We start from the raw sequence: 21,830 nt of genomic DNA, 5'->3' as shown, positions 1-21,830 counted from the left end.
AGTTGACCTCGAAATGCCGAATGAAATCCTACGTTCCACTTGTAAAAAAGAGGAAGGATTCGTCTCAGATTGGGAAATATCCCGTTTACACAGTCGTTTACCTTCATGCCAACGCTCCGCTCTGTCTTTCTGCCCTATATCTCAACACGAAGGAGGGTTTGCCCAGTGATCCGCACTTGCCGTTCCTTTGCCGAAGCCTCCCGTTTCCTGCCGTTCGTCTGCCTGGTTCCCCGCGACATGATCGACAACTGGGACATTACCGAGATCCGTATCCGTCCGGAAGGAGAGAAGTGGGCCACACTGTGGTATCGCGTCCAGGCGAAAACCGGTGCTTTTCGCGTCAAACAATTTTTTCTCGACCTTATGGAACCCTCCTACCCCGACACCTGCATCTTCCAGGCCAAAGGGGAATGTCATGCGGTGGACGGGATTGTGTTTTGGCGCGGAACCAACTACAAACAACGCGACAGCTACGTCCTCTCCTTGTGGAAAACGCAAATCGAAATCTCGATCGACTCCGGCCGGATAGATCTGGAGGAAATGGGCCGCTTCATCGCCGGGCTGCAGCCGGAGGATCCGCTGCGGGCGGAGGAGATTGTGAACAATCCGTTCCATGCGCTCAGTTTTCACACCCGAACCGGGAAGGGACAGGGAGAAATCAGCCGCTGCCGCCGCTGGACGTCTCCGAATGCTGCCGGCTTCCACCCACTCCCCGTCACGCTGCCAGGCACGTGGATCCTGGAATCGGTAGGGGCGGCTGACGACGAGACCCAATACGTGTATTGGGATGAACGTTCAAAGACGTATGCCCTATGGGCCATCCGCACCAAAGCGGGCGGCTATTATCCCGCCGCCTCCTGGACCCGCAATTACTCGCCGCCTGTCGTGATCGGCCGACGCGAGTTCTACCAGCATCCCGCCCGCGGCACGGTTGTCCACGAACGGTTGGATGATGAACAGATCTCGTACGTGTTCAGAGGACTGCCCGCCACGACGCCGCAAGACGTGGACAGCATGTTTGGGCTCAGCCCTTCTTCCCCGGGCGGGTTAACCGGTTGATCTTCACAAAGAACCCCCTCCGCGCGTGCGGAAAACACCCGGCTTTCCGGTTCGGCACGGAGGGGGATCCCCACCTATCGTTGCAGCGTTTACTTTATGTCCAGCATGCTACGTGTTCATCTCCGCCTCCGGCCCAAACAGGTCGGGGCGCTTGGCAGCCTTTTTCGCCAGCCGCTTCCTTTTGCGCTCCGCCAGCACCGTGTAGAAGGACGGCACGACGATCAGCGTCAGCATGGTGGAAAAGAGCAGCCCGAAAATAATCGTGACCGCCAACGGCTGGAACAGCACGTCACCGGAGATGGCGAGCGGCATCAAGCCGGCCACGGCCGTCAGCGAGGTCAGCAGAATCGGCCTCAGCCGCGCTTCTCCCGCCTGGATCACCGCCTGCTTCAGTTCCGCGCCGTCACGCCGCGCTTCCTCGATAAATTCGATCAGGACGATCCCGTTGCGGACGACGATCCCGGAGAGTGAAATCACGCCCATCATCGTCATGAAACCGAGCGGGGTCTGGGTGACAAACAGCCCGATCAGGCTGCCCGCAAACGCGAGGTAGACCGTGCTTAACACCAGCACCGGAATGCTGAGCGAATAGAACTGCATGGCGATCAGGATCAGGATGAGGAACACCACCACGACGGACAGTTTGCCCATGTCGATGAAAATGTCCGTCTGCTCCGACGTCTCCCCGCCGATCTCCCAGCGATAGCCGTCCGGCAGGGGGAATGCCTGCAGCATCGGCTTTATCTCCTGCATGACCTCGGTCGCTGTGCGCCCTCTGACGTCGCTGGAGATGGTGACGCAGCGGGACAAGTCGCGGTGCGGAATCGCCTGCGTGCTGAAAGACGGCTTGACTTCCGCCAACTGGGACAGCGGAATCTGTTCGCCCCGGGCGTTGGCCACGGTCAGCCGTTGAAAAAGCAGGGACGGGTCCTCCTCCCCTTTTTGCAGGAACAGCTTGATGTCGAGCAGATCGGTCCCGTTGTCAAACTGGCTGACCGTAATCCCTTCGCTGACGAGGCGCAGCGTCTGAGAAAGATCATTGTAGTTGACCAGCTTTTGTTCCATGACTTCCTTGTTGACGACAAATTCCAGCGTGTAGCGCTCGATTCCGAAGTCGTCCTGCACATCGTACGTTCCCGGAATTTTCGCCACCCTGCTCTTGACCTGCTCGGACAAGGTGCGCAGCGTCGCCACATCCTCCCCGTACAGCCGGATCACCACCGGCTTGCCAACGGGCGGACCCGCTTCCAACTGCTTGGGCAGGATGCTTGCTTCCGGGTACAGCTTCTTGAATTCCTCCCGCCACGGTTCCACCATGTCGTCGATTTTTACTTTCTCCTCGTCAAAACGGACGACCAACTGGCCGACGGTGATGCCTTCGCCGGCACCGGTGTCGCCGCTGAACATTTTCGGCGCGCTGCCGCCGGCGTACGAGGCGACCGATTCGATGCCCGGCTGCTTCATGATCCAGTCGGAAACCCCTCTGACCACACGATCCGTCTCGTCGATGCTGCTGCCGACCGGCAGGCGGATGTCCACCAAAAACTGCGGGCGATCATCGTTGGGAAACAGTTGAACCGGGGTGAACGGAATCAATCCGTAGGCGAGCGTGCCGATCAGCACGCCGACCATCCCGGCCAACAGCGGGCGCTTCAAAATCCTCGGCATCAGCCGGTTGGCGTACCATTTGGTCAACTGCTGCAGCTGCTTGCCCAACAGTCCCGCCGGTTTGCGGTAGCCTTCCACTCCGGAGCGGCGGCGCTGCTCATACCATTGGCGGAAAATCGGAATGATCGTCAGCGACATGATCATCGACGCCAGCATGGTCAGTGAGATGATGACCGGCACGGGACGGATGAATTGGCCCGCATTGCCGTTCAAAAACATGAGCGGACCAAATGAGGCAATCGTCGCCAGCGTGGCCGTCACGATGGAGATGGACACTTCATTGGCGCCGTTGATGGCCGCCTGCAGCGGCTTTTCGCCCAGAACCGAGAGGCGCCGTTCGATGTTGTCGTTGACGACCACGGCGTCGTCCACCAAAATCCCCAACACGATGATCAGTGAGACGATGGAGATCATGTTCAAGGTAATGCCCAGCGGGGGCAGGAACAACAAGCCCACGGCCAGCGAGATGGGAATCGCCAGCGCGACGACAAACGAGGTGATCAGGTTCAGCCCCAGCGTACACACGAGCAAAACGGCGGCGATGGCAATCCACATCTCCCGCGACAGGTCGTCAAACAGCTCATCCACACGTTCGTTCTGCGTGTAAATGGAGTGCTTCTCGGCCCACGCCGGCAGCGACTTTTCCAGCGTCGCCATCATCTCGTCCACCCGCCGCTGCAGCGAGGGAACGTCGCTGCCCGTCTCGGCGTTGATGCTCAGGGAGACGGACGGTTTCCCGTTGTAGCACGAATACGATTTGACCGTCTCCGTGGTCAGCTTCACGGTGCCGATATCTTTCAGATAAATGGGGTAGCCTTCCGCAGTGCGCGAGATGATCACCTGGTTCAGCGCATTCACATCGTAGTTCTCTGCCAGTTTGAGCTGGTAGGTCCGGCTGTCGGCGGTCAAATCCCCCAGCGGGACGCGTTCGTTCTCCTTTTTCACCGCCATCATGACCTGGCCCCAGGTGAGGCCGTACTGGCTCAGCTTCTGCGTATCCACCTCGATATGTACTTCCTCTTCGGGCAGGCCCTCGATGGAAACGTCCGCCACATTGGGAATGGTACGCAGTTGATCTTTCCACGACTTCAACAGCGAGCGCAGACTGTAGAGCTGCTCCCGCGTGTCGGCGGTAATCGCCAGCGTCTGCACAAACGTGCGGTTCAGATCGTCGTTGATGATGGGCTGTTTCGCGTCGGCGGGCAGGTCCGCTTCCGCGTCTTTCACTTTCTTGCGCAGTTCATCCCATTTTTGCTTGGGGTCGTTACCGCTCTTCGTCTCCACGACGATCGTCGACACGCCCAGGCTGGAACGGGACGAAATGTAGCTAAGCCCCTGCAGCTCGTTGATTTTCTCTTCCAGCTTTTTCGTGACGGTCTGCTCCACCTTTTCCGGTGAAGCCCCCGGGTAGATGGTCGTGACGGTTGCAATATTGATGATGATGTCCGGTGACTCCTGCTTGGGAAGCTGAAAAAAGCTGAGAAATCCAACCAGCACGACCATCACGAAAAACATCAGCGTGATTTTCCGTTTGCGGACGATGTATTCGATCACTGTGGCTGACCCCCTGCCGCTTCGATTGGGTCGCCGTCAAACAACCGGTCCACGCCTTTGACGATCAGTTGGTCGCCCTCTTTCAGACCGCTCAGGATCTCCAGTCGGTTGCCGTTGATCGCTCCGATAGACACGGCTGTTTTGACCGCCTTTCCGCCGACGTTGACAAAGACGTGCGCGTCTCCCTGCCCGCGGCTGATGACGGCCTCGACCGGCACGAAGATGCCTTCCTTGCCCTGGATCGTTTTTCTCGCTTTCACCACCTGGCCGGCAAACCAGTCATGCCTGGGATTGGCGACGTGAACCTCCACCCCGATCGTCCCCGTTCCCTGGTTGGTCGCCGGATAGATTTTCACCACCTTGCCGTCGCGCTTTTGGCCGTAGAGATCCATGGCGACGGTCTCTCCTTCCTTCCAGGCAAAAATCTCCCGGTCGGGGACAGGCAGCACCACTTTCAACGTGTCGATGTTGCCCACGCGGTAGACCGGCGTTCCCACACCGACCAGCGAACCGGTGGAGGACAGCTTGGCGATGATGGTCCCGCTGATGGGCGCACGGAGCTGCGTTTTGGCCAGCGTGCTGGCGGCGAGCTCCTTGGAAATCATCGCCTGGTTGTAGCTGGCCCGGGTCAGCTCCCTGTCCTCCGCCCGCGCCCCCTGCGTGACCAACGAGTACGCCTGCTGCGCGTTCTGCAGGTCTTTCTGGGCGACGGCCAGATAGTTTTGGGCATTTTCGTACTCGCTTTGGGAAATCGCTTTTTCCTGGTACAGCCGCTCAATCCGTTTGAAATCGTCTTGCGCCTTCCGGTAGGCAATCGTCGCTTTTTCCACCTGCAGCCGCGCCTGCGTGACCTCCTGATCGCGCGCCCCGTTGTTTACCTTTTCCAAATTGGCGGCGGTCTGCTGGACGGACGCGTTTGCCGACGCCACCTGCAGCGAGTAGTCGCTGCCGTCCAACCGGGCGAGCAGTTCGCCTGCCTTGACGTTGTCCCCTTCTTCCTTGGCCAGTTCGACCACCCGGCCGCCCACTTCAAACGAAACAAGCGCCTCTTCCAACGGCTGCAGTGTGCCGGACAATTCTGACACCTGGGTCGCCTGTTCCTTTTTGACCGCGGTGATTTCCACTTTCTTGACCTCGGCAGCCGACACGGCCGGAGCCTCTGTCTGCTCCTGTCCGCTGCAGGCGGTCGTGGTCAAGAGGCCGGCCATGAGTGCAGAAACCAACCATTTGCTGTTCATGTCACCCTCCGCTCCATTTCCTTTCATTTCAGAAGATTGATCCATCTGTTACATACGGAACAGAAATCGGTCAAATTTCACATATTGGACATTCCGCCCGGCAAAATTTTCCGCGGCGTTTTGAAACAGGCTCCTCGTTTTCCACATGCAGATGCTGCCTGTTGTTCGTACCATAAACGGGAAAGCTGCCCGACCGAATACCCGCAGCTTTCCCTCCGGATTCCCCCCTACAAACGAAGCCGGGTCACGAGGCTCGTCATGTCCTCAGGCATGCGGGCGGTGCACACAATCTCGTCCCCGCTCACCGGATGCGCAAACGAAAGCCTCCAGGCGTGCAAGGCCTGTCGCCGCAGCAGCCTGCTGTTTCCGCCGTACATGGCATCGCCCACCAGGGGATGTCCGATGTGCTGAAAATGGACGCGTATCTGGTGGGTGCGTCCCGTCTCCAGCCAGACACGCACCAGCGTTGCCTCCTCGGCCCGCGCGATTACTTCATAGTGGGTGACGGCAGGATCGCCGCCATCGATCACGCGCCGTCTGGTCGGGTGTCGCGGGTCGCGGCCGATCGGGGCCGTAATGGTGTCCGCCTCTTTCTCCACCACACCCGAAGCGACGGCCAGATACTCCCGCTTGATGCCCCCTTCGCGCAGCAGCCGGTCAGCCAATTGGTGGCCGTACCCGCTTTTGGCCAACAGGATCGCGCCCGAGGTCTCCTTGTCCAGCCTGTGCACCGGATGTACGCCGGCCTGTTCTCCCTTATCCCGCAAATAGGCGGCAAGGGCGTGGACCAGGGTGCCGTTCTGCCCTTCCCGAACGGGGTGAACCAGCATGCCCGCCGGCTTGTCGGCCACCAGCAGGTGCTCGTCTTCGTAGAGAATGCTGACCGGTATGCGGGCAGCTTCCCGGGCCCCGTCCGCTTCCGACGTCCCTTCCCTCTGCTGCTGCCGTTCCGCCACCCGGACAAGCACCCGGTCGCCCGCCTTTACCTGCCTTTGCAAATACGGAGACTTGCGGTTCAGCAAAATCCCTTTGCTCCGCGTCAGCCGCTGCAGCATCCGGCCCGATACGCTCAGTTTTTGCCGGGCGATCTGCTCGACGGTAAGCCCCGCATCTTCTTGTGTCACGACGTACTCCAACCATCCCTTGCGACTCACGTTTATCCCTCTGTTTCACGCTTTTCTCCCCATTGTACTGAAAAAGCGGGCCGGTATGCCAGCGCTCCCCCCGCCGCGAAAAGGGGAAAGCGTCCGCGTCCCGTATCAGGAGCGGACGATCATCGCCTGCAAATCGCCGTCAAAATCCGCAATCGCTTCCTGCTGGCCCATCTCCAGCAGTTGTGTCACATACCCCTCATCCGCGTACAATTCCCGTCCCAGCAGCTTCCCGGCAAACATCACATGCAGCCGACGTTTCCACCCCAAATGGATCATGGCAACATCCCCCTCACTTACCATACTTTATTGTATGTTAAGTATAGTATAGGGCGGGGGCATTTGTAAACATTTTTGTTTAAAAAATAAGGAAATCGTACCTTTCAGGAGCTATTCCAGGCACGCCCTTGATCTTTTCCGAAAAAAAAAATTTCCCCCATATTGAGAGTGTGCATCTCAATGTGGGGGAAGCTGTTTTCAGACACTCAACTGATTTAGTCCCAGTCAGGTTCCGCGCCGTAATATTTGATGAGATTATTTTGCCCGCTTTGATTTGAGAATGTTGCGGGCAAGACACTTGTAGTGAACAGGAAAGCAAAGGCTACAATCGCCATCAGTTTTTTCATTGAATTTCACCTCCTTGTACCACACTAGTATCATTATGGCAAATATTTGAAATTTTTTCCATATATTCGAATGATAAATTTTTTTGTTCAGTCTATGATTTTCTATAACAAGGCTGATGCATTCTGTGACCTTCTGAAAGTCTCCCAACTGCCGATAGTACAAAATACTTTGGAGAAGACTGTTGAAACCTTCGTCAACCTGACCAATCGCGAATTGACACAAGCCCTTTCGCTTGTAATACCTCGCTGCCTGTTTGATCCGATACGGATGGGTGAGTATGTCTTCAGGCAAAAATTGATCTTCCAATTCGATCAACTCTTTGATTAAATCGTATCTGCCGATCTCCAGGTAGACCTCCAGAAGATCGCTGACAATGGAGATACGCCCTTCCCGACTTGTATCATTGAGACACTTTTTATAAAGACTTGCTGCTTCGGCATACTCCCCTTTCTTCGCATACAGCAGCGCCCGGAGGTGGTTTTTGCGAAAGTCCGCATATTCGCTTTTTTCATACTTTTTCAGGTAAAGCTCGGCAAGAATGAGATCGTTCAGGCGCAAGTACGCGTTGACGATGGCAATCAGAGCGGAAGCTTTCTGTTTGCTGTCGGTTTGGTCTTCACGAATTCCCTTGCTGCACAGGTCAATGCATTCCTGATAATAATCCAGGATGTAGGCGTGTACGCCCAAACGATAATACGCGGAGATTCGCTCAAACGGGTGCAGGTATTCGATGTAGTGCAGCAGTTCCTTTCCTCTGCGGTAGGTCTCCTCGAATTGGGTGAAGTGGTCGCGTTCGATTTCATACCGTTCCAGAAGCCCTTTTGCCAGATAGTAAGGAATGCCGCGTCTCCTGGTATAGTCGATCAAAACGTCATACAAGGCCAGTTTGATTTCCGCCTCTTCTTTCTCTTTTGCGACCTGCAGCAGCGTATCCAGGGCAAGAAACGTGTCCATTTTAGGGGTCTCCAGCAACTTTTGGGCCGCTTTCCGAACCAGCGACCTGTTATTCAGGGAGACAGCTTCTTCCAGGAGAAATTTCAGCATTTCCGCCCGCTCGGTCACGTCCAGGTACGAGCTGACAAGCGATGCGTAGGGAATTTGCAGTGCGCGCGTTATTTTTTTGCAGGTGGTAAATCCGGGCCGTTTCGTTTCCCCGGATTCGATCCGTGACAGGACGCTTTTGCTGACACCTGTCCGCTCCGCCAATTCGCTGATCGTGATGTTCTCCTGGCGCCGATACCTCAGAAGCATCTCTCGAACGTCCTCTACCATAGCAGAAGCCCCCTACAAAAATCTTTATCCTTTTTAACTTTTTTAATAGATTATCACAAGATTTGATCAACTGTAAATATTTTACTGCCTTTCCCGGTATTGTCCGCCCCAACAAAAAAAGACCCGCTTGGATAAGCGGGCCAGACCGTCCATGGTTCGCGTTGTTCAGCCTTTCAACCTGTCCGGATTGAGCGCCTCCAGCTCCGGCAGGACGAACAGGCCGTCTTTGCGGATCAGCACGTCGTCAAACCAGATTTCGCCGCCGCCGTACTCCGGACGCTGGATGTTGACCATGTCCCAGTGCACCTGGCTGCGGTTGCCGTTGTCCGCGTTTTCGTAGGCGCGCCCGGGCGTGAAGTGAAAGCTGCCGGCGATCTTTTCGTCAAACAGGATGTCGTTCATCGGGTGCAGGATGTACGGGTTGACGCCGATGGCAAACTCGCCGATGTATCGGGCTCCTTCGTCGCTGTCGAGAATCTCGTTCAGCTTCTTGGTGTGGTTGGCCGTCGCCTCCACAATCCTGCCGTTCTCAAACGTGAGCCGCACGTTTTCAAACCGGGTACCCAGATACGTGGTGGCCGTGTTGAACGTAATCGTACCGTTGACGGAGTCGCGCACCGGCGCGGTGTAAATCTCCCCGTCCGGGATGTTCGCCTCGCCGGAACAGATGACGCTGGGAATGCCTTTGATGGAGAAGGTCAGGTCGGTTCCCGGCCCGATCAGGCGCACGTTGTCCGTCCGCTCCATCAGCGCTTTCAGCGGCAAAAACGCCTCGTGCATCTTTTGGTAGTCCAGCGAGCAGACGTCGAAGTAAAAGTCTTCGAACGCCTCGGTGGACATGTTGGCGCTTTGGGCCATCGCCGGCGTCGGGTAGTTCAGCAGCGTCCAGCGCACATGGGAGGTGATGTAGTCGTGGAGCGGCTGCATCACCGTCTGATGGGCCCGGCGGCGCTCGATCGGCACGTCGGCTGCCTCGCTGTCGTTGGTGGGGCCGTTGATCACGATAAACGCCTGGATGTCTTTGAACATCGGCTCTTCCCACTTGACCAGATACCCGGCCCGTTTTTCGTCAGCCCCCATCATCAATTCGCGCTGAATGGCCGGGTCGATGAACCGCACAAACGGATACGCTCCCTTGGCGTACGCCTGCCTGATCAGTTCCTTCGCCAGCGCATGTCCTTCCCCGCGCACTTCAATCAACAAACATTCCTTTTCCTGCAAACGAACGGAGTGGTTCAACAGGGTTTCCGCCAGCTTGACGATGCGTGGATCCAGCATCCTAACTCCTCCCCAAGGTGCATTAAATAAAAAATATTTTATCGAATGGACAGATATTTTTCAATTATGGAACCACTCATTGTTTCATCCGATGTCACGGAGCGCTATCCGGCCACGATCAGCGCACGGCCGTGACCGCGGTCAATCAAAAAAATTTCTTGCATGTTTTCACAGCCTTGGAGTATTCTAGTCATCAAGAGTTGATCTGTACGAACGTTTTGAATGAACACGCAAAGGATGGGAGTGTTGGTTCATGGCGAATGCTGCAGTTTTTCTGGCATAGGACGGGGACCTTGTGCGAGGGGGCTCCGCCCCTTTCACATCCCTGTCTTGCAAGAAGCTGCAGGACGCCTGAACCACTTCCGTCCGTTTCGATAGGGGGCCGGCCTGGACTGCCGAAACCATCGGCTGTCAGGGCACGGGCAGCGGAAAACGCGCCGTTTTCGCACCCGCCCGATTCCCCGTATCCGTACCCGGCCTTGTCGATCAAGCGCATGCGGAAGAGGTTTCGCTTCTCTCCCGTTTGCGCTTTTTTGGTCCCGTCTTTTCGCGTTTGCGCGCGGGTGGGAGGCGCAGCGGGCAAGGCGCCTGCAGGCAGCGAACCATCGAGAAATCGGAGGGATCCTTGTCATGCATTGGCGTTCATGGGACGTGAACTTGAAAGTCAGGCTTTTCGGCGAACTGATTACACATACGTTTTTCTGGATGTACTTTCCCTTTATGGCGCTTCATTTCAGCGACGCGTTCGGCAAAGAGGCGGCCGGACTGCTGCTGACCATTCCTCCGCTGCTGGGGATGTTCGCCAACCTGGCCGGAGGATACCTGGCCGACCGGATCGGTCGACGGACGACGATGCTGCTGTCCATCGCGCTGTCCTCGACGATGTTCGGGCTGTTTGCCTTTTCTCCCTCGCCCTGGGTTGATTATGTCGCCTTTATCGGCATCGGGATTGCCGGCTCCCTGTACTGGCCGGCCAGCTCGGCGATGGTGGCCGACCTGACGACGGAAGAGGATCGGCGCCTGGTATTTGCCACCTTTTACACCGCGATGAACATCGGCGTCGTCGCCGGGCCCGTTCTTGGCTCCTTCTTTTTCGTGCACCACCGGTTTGAACTGCTGGTCACCTGTATGATCGTCGAGCTGTTGTTTGGCCTCGCGATATACGCCTGGGTCAAGGAGACGCTGCCGCCGCGCCAGGCAGGAGCAGCTCCCCAGGCGTTCTCGCTGAAGGAGCAGTTTCAAAGCTATGCCGTGATCTTTCGCGACAAGCCGTTTGCCGTCTACATCGGAGCGGGTGTCCTGGTCGCGATCGCCTTCATGCAGCTCGATTTGTACATGGCGCTGTACGTCAAGGAACACGTGCCCAGCCAGCCGCTTGTCTGGTGGGGCGACTGGTCGTTTTCGATCGGCGGCACATCCGCGTTCGGCTGGCTGATGGGACTGAACGGCTTTTTGGTGGTGCTGTTCACGCTGCCGGTCACGCGCCGGTTTGAAAACTGGAGCGACCGCAACAGTCTCGTGCTGTCGTCCGTCCTGTACGGTTTCGGTCTGTTCCTGATGGGCTTTACGGTCAACATCTGGCTCTTGTTCGGCTGCATGGTCATCCTGACGCTGGGCGAGCTGATTCGCACGCCCGTGGCTCAAAGTTTCATCAGCAAATACGCGCCGGACGATGCGCGCGGCCAGTACATGGGGGCGTCCTCGCTGCAGTTTTCCATCGGCCGGTTCCTCGCGCCGCTGACCATCGGCTTATCAGAGCGGCTCTCCCCTCTCGGCGTCTTCTCCGTCATTTTCGGGATCACGCTGGTGAGCGCGCTGCTCTACGTGTACATGTTCCGGCTGATTCCAGAAGAGCGAAGAAAGGAAGCGAGTGTTCGACAGCCATAGGCAGATGCTTCGCCAGCCACCCGCTCGGGTAAGACATGTTTCCTCTGCTCATTGATCAAGGGGGGCCTGCACGCAACATACCCCTTCACGTCATCTTCGGTTTCCCCTGAGGGGCTTCCAATGACAGCGTGAAGGGGTGTACGTTTTCCCTTGTGGGGCATTGAAGGTATCAGGTTCGATGGTGTCTCCACCATTCAAACACATAGAAGAAAACCAGCAAGACCAGGCTTGTCCACCAATGATCAGGGCTAATGTGATAGAATATAACACAAATCGCCCCTCCATTGATCGGCCGGAAAATCCACTTCCTTTTAAAAATGTCATACAGGGAAGTGACAAGGATCAGTACAAAAAGGATAGACACAAAATTATTTGCAATCATGACCACTTCCTCTGTTATCTAGAGTAAATTGCAGATCCACCACTATACACTCGAATAATAACACCATTACCTTTATTTCGGTTACTTAACACAGAAGCTGCGGTACCAGCAATAACAGAGCATATTGTAGCGGAAGCGGCAGGAAGTGATTGACCGAAAAGCCCCAAAACTAAGTAAAGCCAGTCACCCACATCCCAGTTAGGCCCTTGATAATAATAAGTTTTTTTATCCTTTCCTGTATAGTGGTTCCACCAGTACCAGGATCCGGTGCATTGACGATTGGGCCAGGAGAATTTAGAATATTGAATACAATTGCGATATTACAAATCTTTTCCACAAAAGTCAACAGTTTCCTTTTCCTGATTTCAATTTCGTTTGGTAACTTGTCTTATACATAGGACAGCTCTTTTCCCTTCATGAGGTGGAAAAACCGCTTCAGTCGGTACAACCAAAAGAAAACGTGAGCTCTATGCGCTCACGTAAGTCCGCTGCCAAAACACCCAAATTACACCAATTGGTTATAATCGTTGAAGTGTTAAGGTCTTCATGAATTTCTGGTGCGAGTCCACCGACAAACCTCCGCGGCTGTCATCACCACGGAGGTTTGTTGTTTCCCGTTTCCAGCGTGGTCGGGCCCTACGGCATCTCCTCCGGCAGATAATACTCCTCCCGGTCAAAACGGCCGCGCATCCACTTGTAGGTGTCGTCGTAGATGCCCCGGATCACCGGGTCGTCGCTGTTGGCCGCTTCCAGCAGCGTTTTGGAGCCGAAGTAGTAGGCGTGGATCCGGTTTTTGTCCATGCCCAGCTTGTGGGCCGCCACCAGTTGGTTGTAGTAGATCTGGTAAAACTTCGGATCGCGGTACATCCGCTCGTCCCCTTCGATTTCCACGCCCATGTCGTACTTGCTCACCACGTCCAGGGTGCCTTCGAAGCGGTCGAGCTGCACCGGCTTGTCGTTGTAGTAGTTGGGCTGGAGGAACGCGTAGTCAAAGTAGAGCGATTTCCACTCGGCCAGCCCCGGCGCTCCGTAGTACGGGATCCAGTAGAAGCGCAGCGCGTCGTCGTGCACGATGCCGGCCATGTGACGAATCAGCTCCCGCTCCTTGGGCGCGCTGTCATCGATCAGCTCGTGGAACCAGTAGATGCCCTCCAGCTTCAGATAGGCAAAACCGGCTTTGTCCCAACGCTTTTTCAGCTCCCGGTAGTACCACTCCAGCGCCTGCTTGCGGTTTTGGTACGCCTGCTCCTCGCCCACCTGACCGGCGTTGAAGGAGAGGGACGGCTGCTTGTCGTCCAGACTGCCGAAGTCCGTCTGGGCCGGATTGGGGTAAGGAAGGGCGAGCACGACGTTTTCCACCGTCGGCGTGCCGTACAACGTGCCCCGCAGGCGGTTGAACTCGCGCATCGCGTCGTTCAGCGCTTCCAACTGCTGGCCGGAGCGGAACAGGTCATTCATGTATTCCTTCCATCCCTCTTTGGTGGCAGGCAGGATTTGATACGGCAAAAAGAGCACCGTGTCAAACATCTGGTCCACCATGTATCCGTCCTTGGTCCGGTAGCCGACCATCGGCAGGAAGTCTTCCTTCCGCCAGATGCCCCGCTCGCCGTATGCGCCGGAATAGGCCAGCAGCATGTTTTCCACGCGGCGGACCGTTTTTTCCTCGACGACGGTCTGCTTTTGGTTTTCCGGCGGCAGCAGGACGGACGGGCTCTCTCCCTTGCTCAGATCGGTCCCCCACACTTCCAACTGGCGCGCAAAGGCAAACACTTTTACCGGGAACGACACGCGAACGTAGCGCGCCTCCACTTTCGGCAGCGTCACGGCCAGCGTGCGCACCACCACCGCTTCCTCCGCCGGCGACACGTCATGCTTCGCTTTACCGGCGTAGTACCAGGCCCTGCCGTCGCGGGAGACCTCCACGTCCATCCATTCCGGCATGGTGATGCCCGCGCTTTTTTGCTGCTTAAACGTCAGCGTCACCCGCTCCAGCCGCTTTACCTCATGCAAGGCGACGGTCACTTTGCGCCCAAATTGGCGGTTGTAGCCGGTCCAGGTCTCCGACGGGGTAACCAGTCCGCCTACCGGGCCGGGGTACTGTTTTTCCAACTGGGTGAAATAGGCATCGGCCTTGCCCATTGTTTGGACAGAGGTAAAGCTGCCCGGCGCGAAGTTGACCAGGCCTTCCTCCTCGGCAGGTTGTGAGACCGGCTCTGTTTCGTGCCCGGCCTGATTGGGTTTTACGGGTGCGGTGTCCGTGCCGGCCTGATCGCCCTTGTCCGAATCGGCGGTTTCGGCCGGTTTGTTGGCTTCGCTAACACCATTTTCTGCCTTCTTCTCCGCATCCGGAGCCGCCGTTTCCGCCGCCTTCGCTTCCGATGTCCCTCCGGTTGCAGCCGCCGCCTCCGGCTGTTCATTCGGCTCAACCGCATCCTGCGGCTGCTGCGGCTCCGGCGCAGCGGTAATTTCCACGGGAATGTCCTTCGTGCGATACCCCAGCGTCACGGTCAACGTGCCCTTGCCGGGTGTGGGGCCGGCGACAAACGTGCCGTCCGGCAGCACCGTTCCCAATTCCGGCCGGTCAAAGGCAAAGACGGGGGAAAACGGCAGGGTCCCGCCGGCTGGTGTCACTTCCACCCGTGTGCTGGTGCCGGCCATCACCGACAGCTTGGCCGCATTGAGCGTAAAATCGGCCTGTTCCGCTTGCTGGTAGCGGGCGTTCAGCACGCGCTCGGCGATGATCGCGGCATCTCCCCGGGTCACCGTCCCCTGCGGGCGGAAATTGCCGCCAGCCCCCTGCATCCAGCGCTGGGCGGTAACGGCGGTCACTGCCTCCCGGGCGTAGTCGGCAATCTCCTCCTCATCCGCATACGCCGGTACGGCTGCGCTCTGCATCTGGCCGCCGCCCGCTTTCCACAGCCGCGTCAGCAGAACGGCCAGCTCCTGCCGGGTTAACGGGTCGGCCGCTCCCAGCGTGCCGTCGCTGCGCCCGTGAAGCACCCCCAGCTCCGCCAGTCCGTAGACGTACGGGGCGTACGGGCTGTCCGCCGGCACGTCGGCAAACACCGCTTGGTTCGGCTGTTTCGGCTGGACGCCCATCACCTTGGCCAGCAGCACCGCCACGTCCTGCCGGGACATCGGCTTTTGCGGATAAAAGCGGTCCCCGCCCTGGCCGCTGATCAGATGAACCGCAGCCAGCCGGTTGACGGCCTCCCGGGCGTAGCTGTTTTGCAAATCGGAAAAGGTCACGTTCTGCTCGTTGGGCAGCACCCCGCCCTGTTTCTCCGCTGCCGGGGCCGTCGCGGAACCAGCGGCCGCCGCGGCCTGGGTAAACAGCATCGACAGCGCCAGACAAACGGTCATCGTCCTGGCTGCCATACGTTTCAACACCATGTTTCCTCCTTCAACGTACTGCTTCTCTGTATTACGCATCCGGCGCAACCGCCGCCGGACGAGGCGGTTTCGGGCCGAAAAACTGGTAGTAGTCCACCTTGATGTTGCCGTTGTACAATTTCCGCTTCTTGCTGGCCGTCCGGCCGAAGTGCTTCTCAAACTGCTCGTCCGACGTCAGCACGTAAAACGACCACGTGTCCAGCGCGGAAAAGACCTCGCCCATGTCGCGGTACAACCGGCTTATCTGCTTCCAGTCGCCCAGACGTTCACCGTACGGCGGGTTGCAGATCAGATAGCCGTATTTGCGTTTGGTGCGGACGTCGCGCACGTCCATGCGCTGGAAGTGAATCTGATCCTCCACGCCCGCTTCGGCCGCGTTGCGCCGCGCGACCCGAAGAATCTCGTCATCGATGTCCGTGCCGATGATCTCCAGCTTCTGGTCGTAGCGGGCCAGATCGTGTGTCTCCGCCCGGGCTTCCCGCCACACGGTCTTCGGGATGGTCGGCCAGCTCTCGGAGACGAATTCGCGGTTCATCCCTGGGGCGATGTTCTGCCCGATCAGGGCCGCCTCAATCGGAATCGTGCCGGAACCGCAGAACGGATCCATCAAGATGCGGTCCGGCTTCCAGCGGGACAAGAGGATCATCGCCGCCGCCATCGTCTCTTTCAACGGAGCCGCGCCGATCAAGCCGCGGTATCCCCGCTTGTGCAGCCCCGGTCCCGACGTGTCGATGGTCAAGGTGGCGACGTCCTTCAACAGGGCCACCTCGATCTTGTACATCGGTCCCTGCTCCTCGAACCAGTCCCGCTTGTACGTTTCTTTCAGGCTTTCCACCACCGCTTTTTTCACGATCGCCTGACAGTCGGGCACGCTGAACAGCGTCGATTTCACCGATTTGCCTTCCACCGGAAACGCTGCGTTTTCCGGGAGCCAGTCCGACCAGGGCAGCGCCTTGGTCTTTTCAAACAGCTCGTCAAACGTCGTCGCCCGAAACTCCCCCATTTTAAGACGCACGCGATCCGCCGTTCGTAACCACAAATTTGCCCGCGGAATCGCGGAAATGTCTGCCGTAAACGTCACCTTGCCGTTGTCCACCTTGACGTCCTCGTAGCCCAGCGCCCTTACTTCCTGGGCTACCACGGCTTCCAGGCCAAACGTCGCCGTGGCGATCAATTCCACTTTTTGCATGATACAATCTCCTGTCGTTCGGAAATGGCAGGGTGAAACCCCTCTACTATATTACCCGATTTGGCATACGCGTTGGTAAGGTTCGTCAAACAAAAGTCCCGTCTCCCAAATCGGGGACGGGTGACGCCTCGCATGCCGGCAGGAGGCCCAGTCGCTCAGCCGCCCTGCTCCATCGGGCGGATCATGTACACCTGTTCGGTGCCGGACGGCTGAAATCCGGCCTGCTCCAGCACGCTCACCACCAGCTTGCGGGAGGCCGGCAGATTGAAGGTGGAACGCGTGCAGGCCAGCTCCAGCGGCGCCCACACATGGGCCAGCGCAAAGCGAACGATCGCCTCCGCATCAGCCCGTCCGGGCAGGACAGCACACTGCCGCAGCACGATGGCGGTCGGTTTGCCCGACTCGTCCAGCGTCCGTTTGTAGAAGGCGTAGCCGACCGTCTCGCCGTACCCGTCTTCCACGAAGACCGCCTCTCCGTCGCGAAGGCTGGGCCACTGGTTTTGCCACGGCACGTCTGCCTCGTAAAAGGAGAGCGAGGCCGCCTCCTGGGGAATGCCGCGCCGCAGGCGGTACGGGGCAGATGTGACGTCACCAAACGGCCGATCCGCCAGCGCGTCGGTACGCTGCCAGAACAGCAGCCGGTCCGTCACCTCGTACCCGAGCTGCCGGTAGAGGGCGATCGCCTTTTCGTTTTGTCGGAGCGCTTCCAGCGTGGCCAGCTCGACGCCTGCTTCCCGGTACAGCGCAAGCGTCTCCTCCATCAATCGGCGTCCCACGCCCTGCCGGCGGTACGCCGTGGCGACGCCGGTGCCTCCGTTCCAGGCCACCTTTTTCCCGTTGATGGTGCGAACGCCGCTGGCGACCAGACCGATCGGTTCCCCGTCCGCGAACGCGACCACAGACAGGGATGGCGCATACTCCTCCCGTCCCAGCCGCTGCAGCAGACTTTCCTCCGTCATCGTCACCGGAACAAAATAGCCCTCAAATCCCCGGTTCCACGCCAGCGTGACCTCGGCCAGCGTGCATTGGTTCATGCGCTTGACGACAATCATCGTTTCACCTTCCCGCATTTGGTAAAAATATTTTAATCGACCGAATCCAAAACATTCAATCATTTTCATCGGCGGCATTTTGGGCGATGACGGCCGGCACGATCCGCGTCGACGGCCGGATATGCGGCAGGCGAAAAACGGACGGCGGCATCTTCATTGGCGAATCGGGGCGGTTCCATGGTATTGTGAAAGGGAGAAAAACGTGGCGGTCGCGGGTCGGTTGGAAGGCTGCTCCAACGCCTCCGGCACGCTGCGCTTCGCCGCCACCGGACGGATCGGCGGCGGTACGGGGCCGGACTCGCTGATCGAGGAGGACGGGGCCCGCTCCCAAGGGAACTGTCAGAGGAAGACAAACGCAATCGACACGGAATGAGGAAGAAACCATGAGCAAACCAACGCGAATCATCCTGTTTGCGGGAGGCAGCCTGGGCGACTGGGCGCTCGCCGAAGTGCGGGAGGGCGACTGTCTGGTCGGCGTCGACCGGGGAGCGCTGTTTCTCGTCCGCCACGGCCTTCGCCCCCGCCTGTCCATTGGCGATTTTGACTCGGTCACGCCCGAGGAATGGGCGGAAATCCGCGCGCACAGCGAGGAAGTGCGTTCCTGCGACCCGGTCATGAAAGATTTGACCGACACGGAGATGGGCTTTGCCTGGGCGCTGGAGCAGGGCGCGCAGGAGATTGTCCTGGCGGGGGCGCTGGGGTCCCGTTTCGACCACGCGCTGGCCAACGTCCACCTGTTGTGGAAAGGGCTGCGCGCCGGCGCACGCTGCCGGATCGTCGACGCCACCAACGAAATCATGCTCGCCGACCGGGAGCTGACCCTCGGCCCCAGCCGCTTTCCCCACGTCTCGCTGCTGCCGCTCACCCCGGAAGTGACCGGCATTACCCTGTCCGGGTTTCAGTATCCGCTGGAACATGCGACGTTGCGCCTCGGCGACACGTTGGGCATCAGCAACGTGCTGACGGCGGACAGCGGGACGATCTCGGTCGCAAGCGGCTGCCTGATCGTCATTCGCAGCAGGGATTAACGAAAACGCGCCTCGCCTACTGCGCCCTCGCGGCGGTCAGTTCCGCCTGCAGGGGAAGCTGCCAGTCGATTTCGCCCAGGCCCTGCTCCCGCAAAAAGCGGTTGGCCCGGGAAAACGGCCGGCTGCCGAAAAAGCCCCGGTTGGCCGAAAACGGGCTGGGGTGCGGGGATTGAATCACGCAGTGTTTCCTGGTGTCAATAAACGACGCTTTCTCCTGCGCGTGACGCCCCCAGAGAATAAAGACCATCGGCGTTTCCCGCTCGTTCAGGACGGCGATGACCCTGTCGGTAAACTGCTCCCAGCCCATCCCCTTGTGCGAATTGGGGCTGCCCGCCCGCACGGTCAGCACTGTGTTGAGCAGCAGGACCCCCTGTTTTGCCCAGCTCACCAGATAGCCGTGATCGGGGATGGCACAGCCCAAATCGCTCTGCAGTTCCTTGAAGATGTTTTGCAGCGACGGCGGCGGCGTGACCCCCGGTTTGACGGAAAAGCTGAGACCGTGGGCTTGTCCCGGTCCGTGATACGGGTCCTGACCGAGAATCACCACCTTGGTTTCCCGGTACGGCGTCAGATGGAGCGCGTTGAAAATGTCGTACATGTCCGGATACACGGTGCGGCTTTGGTATTCCGCCTTCAGGAACTGCCGCAACTGCCGGTAGTACGGTTTCTCGAATTCGTCCGCCAGCAGTTCGGCCCAATCGTTGCGCAAAATAGCCATGTCCTTCACACCTTGCTTTTTCTTCTCCATTGTCTACTGTATCAAAAAGAGACGGGTCCGGCGATAACTTTCCCGAACCGGCCGCCCTCCTTTTCCTCCACAACCGCAGAAAAAAAGGCGAACGACGCGTGCTGTCTGCCGCCCGGCAATCGGAACAATCGAACGCGAAAGGGCACCCCTGGACGATCAAGGGCGCCCTGTTTCCCTTCCCCGCCGGACAATTCCACCGCTACACAGGGATCGGCGTATTGCGGGAAGAAGTGTCGGTCTCGCTTTTTTGCTGACGCTGTTTTAACACGTACTGAAACAAGCCGAGCATGGTGATCCCGAGCAGGATATAGAGGCCGCTCATCATCCAGGACGGCACAAGCACCCCGACCAGGATGCTGGCTGCGCCCAGAAGCCTTCCCCCATGGCCAACCAGTCCGTACACCGCCATGTAGGACCCCCTCGCCTCATCGTTCACCAGATCAGCGATCACGGACTGGTATACCGGCGTCATCACCAGTTCGCCGCATGTCACGACAAACACCGCCACGAGCAGAATCCACAGCATGTTGCTGCTTCCCATGGCGGCGAAGCCGATCATGTACAAGCACGCCCCTGTTCGCAGGACAAGGCTGTCGGAAAACCGTTTGATCCACTTCGTCACGAGCAGCATGCCCATGGCGACCAGGATGGTGTTTTCCGTCTGCATGATGCCGACCATTTTGATCCCGTTGATCTCGAGCGAAAACCAATTCGCCACGGATAAGAGCTGATTGCCGAACTCCTGCTGAAGACGGACGGCAATGTAATAGGTTTTCTGATTGAGCAGGGCGTTGCCCAGCAAGACCGCGAGGCAAAAGAAGAGAAAGGTTCGGTCCTTTGCCACGAGCCGATAGCTTTGCAGCAGTTCCTTCCAGATCGCCACGTTTCTTCCCTGTTCATTCCGCTTCGTTTGGTGCGATTCGGTCATGAACCAGACAAACATGATCAGCGTGAACAAATGAACGCCCGTCAGCACCAGAAACAATTCAAACCGGTGCGATTGAAACAGGAAGCCGCCCCCCAGCGCCCCAATCGACATCGCCAGGTTGATGGACCAGTAATTCAAGCTGTAAACATACCGGCGGTTCTCCTGATTCGTCACGTCGATGATCATGGCGTCCACGGCAGGAAACAGCATGCCGGTGCCGACGCTTTGCACCAGCAGCATCGCATAGGTGAGCCAGGCCGAATCGAGCCAGTCGGAGTTGGCGATGGTCATGACGGTGTACGCCCCCACCAGAACCGATTGCGACATGATCATCACTTTCCGCCGCCCGATCTTGTCGGCCAGAAATCCGCCGTAAAAGCTGATGATCACCGTGGTCAATACCGTCGACAGCATGAGAACCCCGGCGATCGCCTGCCCCAGCTTTTCCGTGAAATAAATCGACATAAACGGAAAAATCGTCGCACCGACGATGATGCTTAAAAATCTCGTCAGCAGACGCACCTTGATGTTGATGTGAAGATCGCGAAATCTCATCGTTTCCTCCCTTTTCCAAATTTTATACAGACATTATACACTAATATATGGGAATTTCACCTTCATTTTCATATCGAAAGGCGCACCTGCTGACGTTCCGGCTCCACGACAAAAACCTCCTGACATGAATCAGGAGGTTCTTGTGTGTAGATGCCAGCGCGCCGAACAACCCGGCCCGGTCAAACGAGGCGTACTCGCGAACATACGCATCAAACGCTTCCGCCGGCAGTTTGTACCCGTATCGACCGTCCTCTTTTGGCTCCAGTTCGCTCTCCGCCAGACCGGCCGGAACAGCGTGCGCTCCATAGGATGCCTCCGTCAGAACGGCAGGATGACCAACAACACAGCCAAAACAAGAATGACGATCGAGAGAAACTCAACCCGCCGGTGTCCAGCACGCTGCTCGGCACTGCCGACAGCTTCAGCGCCGGCATCTTGCAGCCGCGTTTTCAGTGTCTGATCGATCGATAACTTTCCAAGCAGAGCCACTAAGATTGTAAGGATCAGACCCACATGCCACCAGGAAAAAGCCAGACCCGTAACGATACGCACAAGATCAACGACCGCCACGACAATGGCCGCCCATAAGGCAAATCGGTTGTATCGGTTCCACGCGTTGATCGAGAGCCCCTCAACGGTTTCAGCCAAAACCGGTTGTCCCGGCTTCGCCAAAATGGACAGAAGGAGAGGACGGACACCAGCGGCCATGACAACCCCTCCGCCGACGATCACAGTCAGTGCCAATCGTTCCATTGCTGCCAGAACCAGATTCAACATGATAACACCTCCATTATTTTTTGGTTGTATGACCAACCAATACA

Annotated in this window: 16 protein-coding genes; 4 read left to right on the top strand and 12 right to left on the bottom strand. The window is 57.9% G+C overall.

The annotated features are described in order from the left end of the window. Positions 1–165: 165 nt before the first annotated feature. Positions 166–1,059 carry a hypothetical protein gene (locus A6764_RS02340; protein ID WP_065067466.1) on the top strand — a complete coding sequence of 298 codons (894 nt, stop codon included), beginning with the start codon at positions 166–168 and terminating at the stop codon, positions 1,057–1,059. Positions 1,060–1,167: 108 nt separating this feature from the next. Here the strand turns inward: A6764_RS02340 and A6764_RS02335 are convergent, their stop codons facing one another. The 6 genes from A6764_RS02335 to A6764_RS02310 all read right to left on the bottom strand — a co-directional run bounded on the left by A6764_RS02335 (position 1,168) and on the right by A6764_RS02310 (position 9,847). Further along, positions 1,168–4,281, bottom strand: coding sequence for an efflux RND transporter permease subunit (locus A6764_RS02335; RefSeq protein ID WP_065067467.1), 3,114 nt, complete (start codon positions 4,279–4,281; stop codon positions 1,168–1,170). After that, positions 4,278–5,519, bottom strand: coding sequence for an efflux RND transporter periplasmic adaptor subunit (locus A6764_RS02330; RefSeq protein WP_029100438.1), 1,242 nt, complete (start codon positions 5,517–5,519; stop codon positions 4,278–4,280). Before A6764_RS02330 ends, A6764_RS02335 begins: the two co-directional genes overlap by 4 nt. Before the next feature lie 227 nt (positions 5,520–5,746). Then, the gene (locus A6764_RS02325; RefSeq protein ID WP_065067468.1) at positions 5,747–6,673 is read right to left on the bottom strand and encodes an RluA family pseudouridine synthase; all 927 of its coding nucleotides are present in this window, start codon (positions 6,671–6,673) and stop codon (positions 5,747–5,749) included. Positions 6,674–6,778: 105 nt separating this feature from the next. After that, positions 6,779–6,949, bottom strand: coding sequence for a hypothetical protein (locus A6764_RS02320; RefSeq protein ID WP_176703313.1), 171 nt, complete (start codon positions 6,947–6,949; stop codon positions 6,779–6,781). Positions 6,950–7,204: 255 nt separating this feature from the next. Next, on the bottom strand, positions 7,205–8,569 hold the full coding sequence (locus tag A6764_RS02315; protein ID WP_264622376.1) for a helix-turn-helix domain-containing protein: 1,365 nt from the start codon (positions 8,567–8,569) through the stop codon (positions 7,205–7,207). A 165-nt stretch (positions 8,570–8,734) separates the two neighbouring features. Next, positions 8,735–9,847, bottom strand: a complete 1,113-nt coding sequence (locus A6764_RS02310; RefSeq protein WP_065067469.1) for an aminopeptidase — start codon at positions 9,845–9,847, stop codon at positions 8,735–8,737. Positions 9,848–10,477: 630 nt separating this feature from the next. On the opposite strand from A6764_RS02310, the gene A6764_RS02305 reads away from it, so the two are divergent. Continuing rightward, a complete protein-coding gene (locus A6764_RS02305) occupies positions 10,478–11,734 on the top strand; it encodes an MDR family MFS transporter (protein WP_065067470.1) in 1,257 nt (418 codons plus the stop codon). 1,018 nt (positions 11,735–12,752) lie between these two features. Here A6764_RS02305 and A6764_RS02300 read toward each other — a convergent pair. The 3 genes from A6764_RS02300 to A6764_RS02290 form a co-directional block, all read right to left on the bottom strand. Then, a complete protein-coding gene (locus A6764_RS02300) occupies positions 12,753–15,509 on the bottom strand; it encodes a DUF4855 domain-containing protein (protein ID WP_264622375.1) in 2,757 nt (918 codons plus the stop codon). Between the two features lie 31 nt (positions 15,510–15,540). Further along, the gene (locus A6764_RS02295; RefSeq protein ID WP_065067473.1) at positions 15,541–16,698 is read right to left on the bottom strand and encodes a THUMP domain-containing class I SAM-dependent RNA methyltransferase; all 1,158 of its coding nucleotides are present in this window, start codon (positions 16,696–16,698) and stop codon (positions 15,541–15,543) included. 155 nt (positions 16,699–16,853) lie between these two features. Continuing rightward, positions 16,854–17,750 (bottom strand): GNAT family N-acetyltransferase, encoded by an 897-nt coding sequence (locus A6764_RS02290; RefSeq protein ID WP_044898564.1) that lies wholly within the window; start codon positions 17,748–17,750, stop codon positions 16,854–16,856. 202 nt (positions 17,751–17,952) lie between these two features. Between A6764_RS02290 and A6764_RS02285 the strand changes: the two genes are divergently transcribed. Together A6764_RS02285 and A6764_RS02280 are read left to right on the top strand one after the other, a co-directional pair. After that, a complete protein-coding gene (locus A6764_RS02285) occupies positions 17,953–18,123 on the top strand; it encodes a hypothetical protein (protein ID WP_156110381.1) in 171 nt (56 codons plus the stop codon). Positions 18,124–18,133: 10 nt separating this feature from the next. After that, positions 18,134–18,778: a thiamine diphosphokinase gene (locus A6764_RS02280; RefSeq protein ID WP_065067474.1), complete on the top strand. Its 645-nt coding sequence runs from the start codon at positions 18,134–18,136 to the stop codon at positions 18,776–18,778. A 16-nt stretch (positions 18,779–18,794) separates the two neighbouring features. Here the strand turns inward: A6764_RS02280 and A6764_RS02275 are convergent, their stop codons facing one another. The 3 genes from A6764_RS02275 to A6764_RS02265 all read right to left on the bottom strand — a co-directional run bounded on the left by A6764_RS02275 (position 18,795) and on the right by A6764_RS02265 (position 21,786). Beyond that, positions 18,795–19,496, bottom strand: coding sequence for a uracil-DNA glycosylase (locus A6764_RS02275; protein ID WP_044898569.1), 702 nt, complete (start codon positions 19,494–19,496; stop codon positions 18,795–18,797). A 229-nt stretch (positions 19,497–19,725) separates the two neighbouring features. Continuing rightward, on the bottom strand, positions 19,726–21,009 hold the full coding sequence (locus tag A6764_RS02270; protein ID WP_065067475.1) for an MDR family MFS transporter: 1,284 nt from the start codon (positions 21,007–21,009) through the stop codon (positions 19,726–19,728). Positions 21,010–21,327: 318 nt separating this feature from the next. Continuing rightward, positions 21,328–21,786: a hypothetical protein gene (locus tag A6764_RS02265; protein ID WP_065067476.1), complete on the bottom strand. Its 459-nt coding sequence runs from the start codon at positions 21,784–21,786 to the stop codon at positions 21,328–21,330. Positions 21,787–21,830 lie beyond the last annotated feature (44 nt).

This window comes from Brevibacillus sp. WF146 (assembly GCF_001673705.2).
Taxonomy (GTDB): domain Bacteria; phylum Bacillota; class Bacilli; order Brevibacillales; family Brevibacillaceae; genus Brevibacillus; species Brevibacillus thermoruber.
This window is presented reverse-complemented; position numbering and strand designations above follow the sequence as displayed.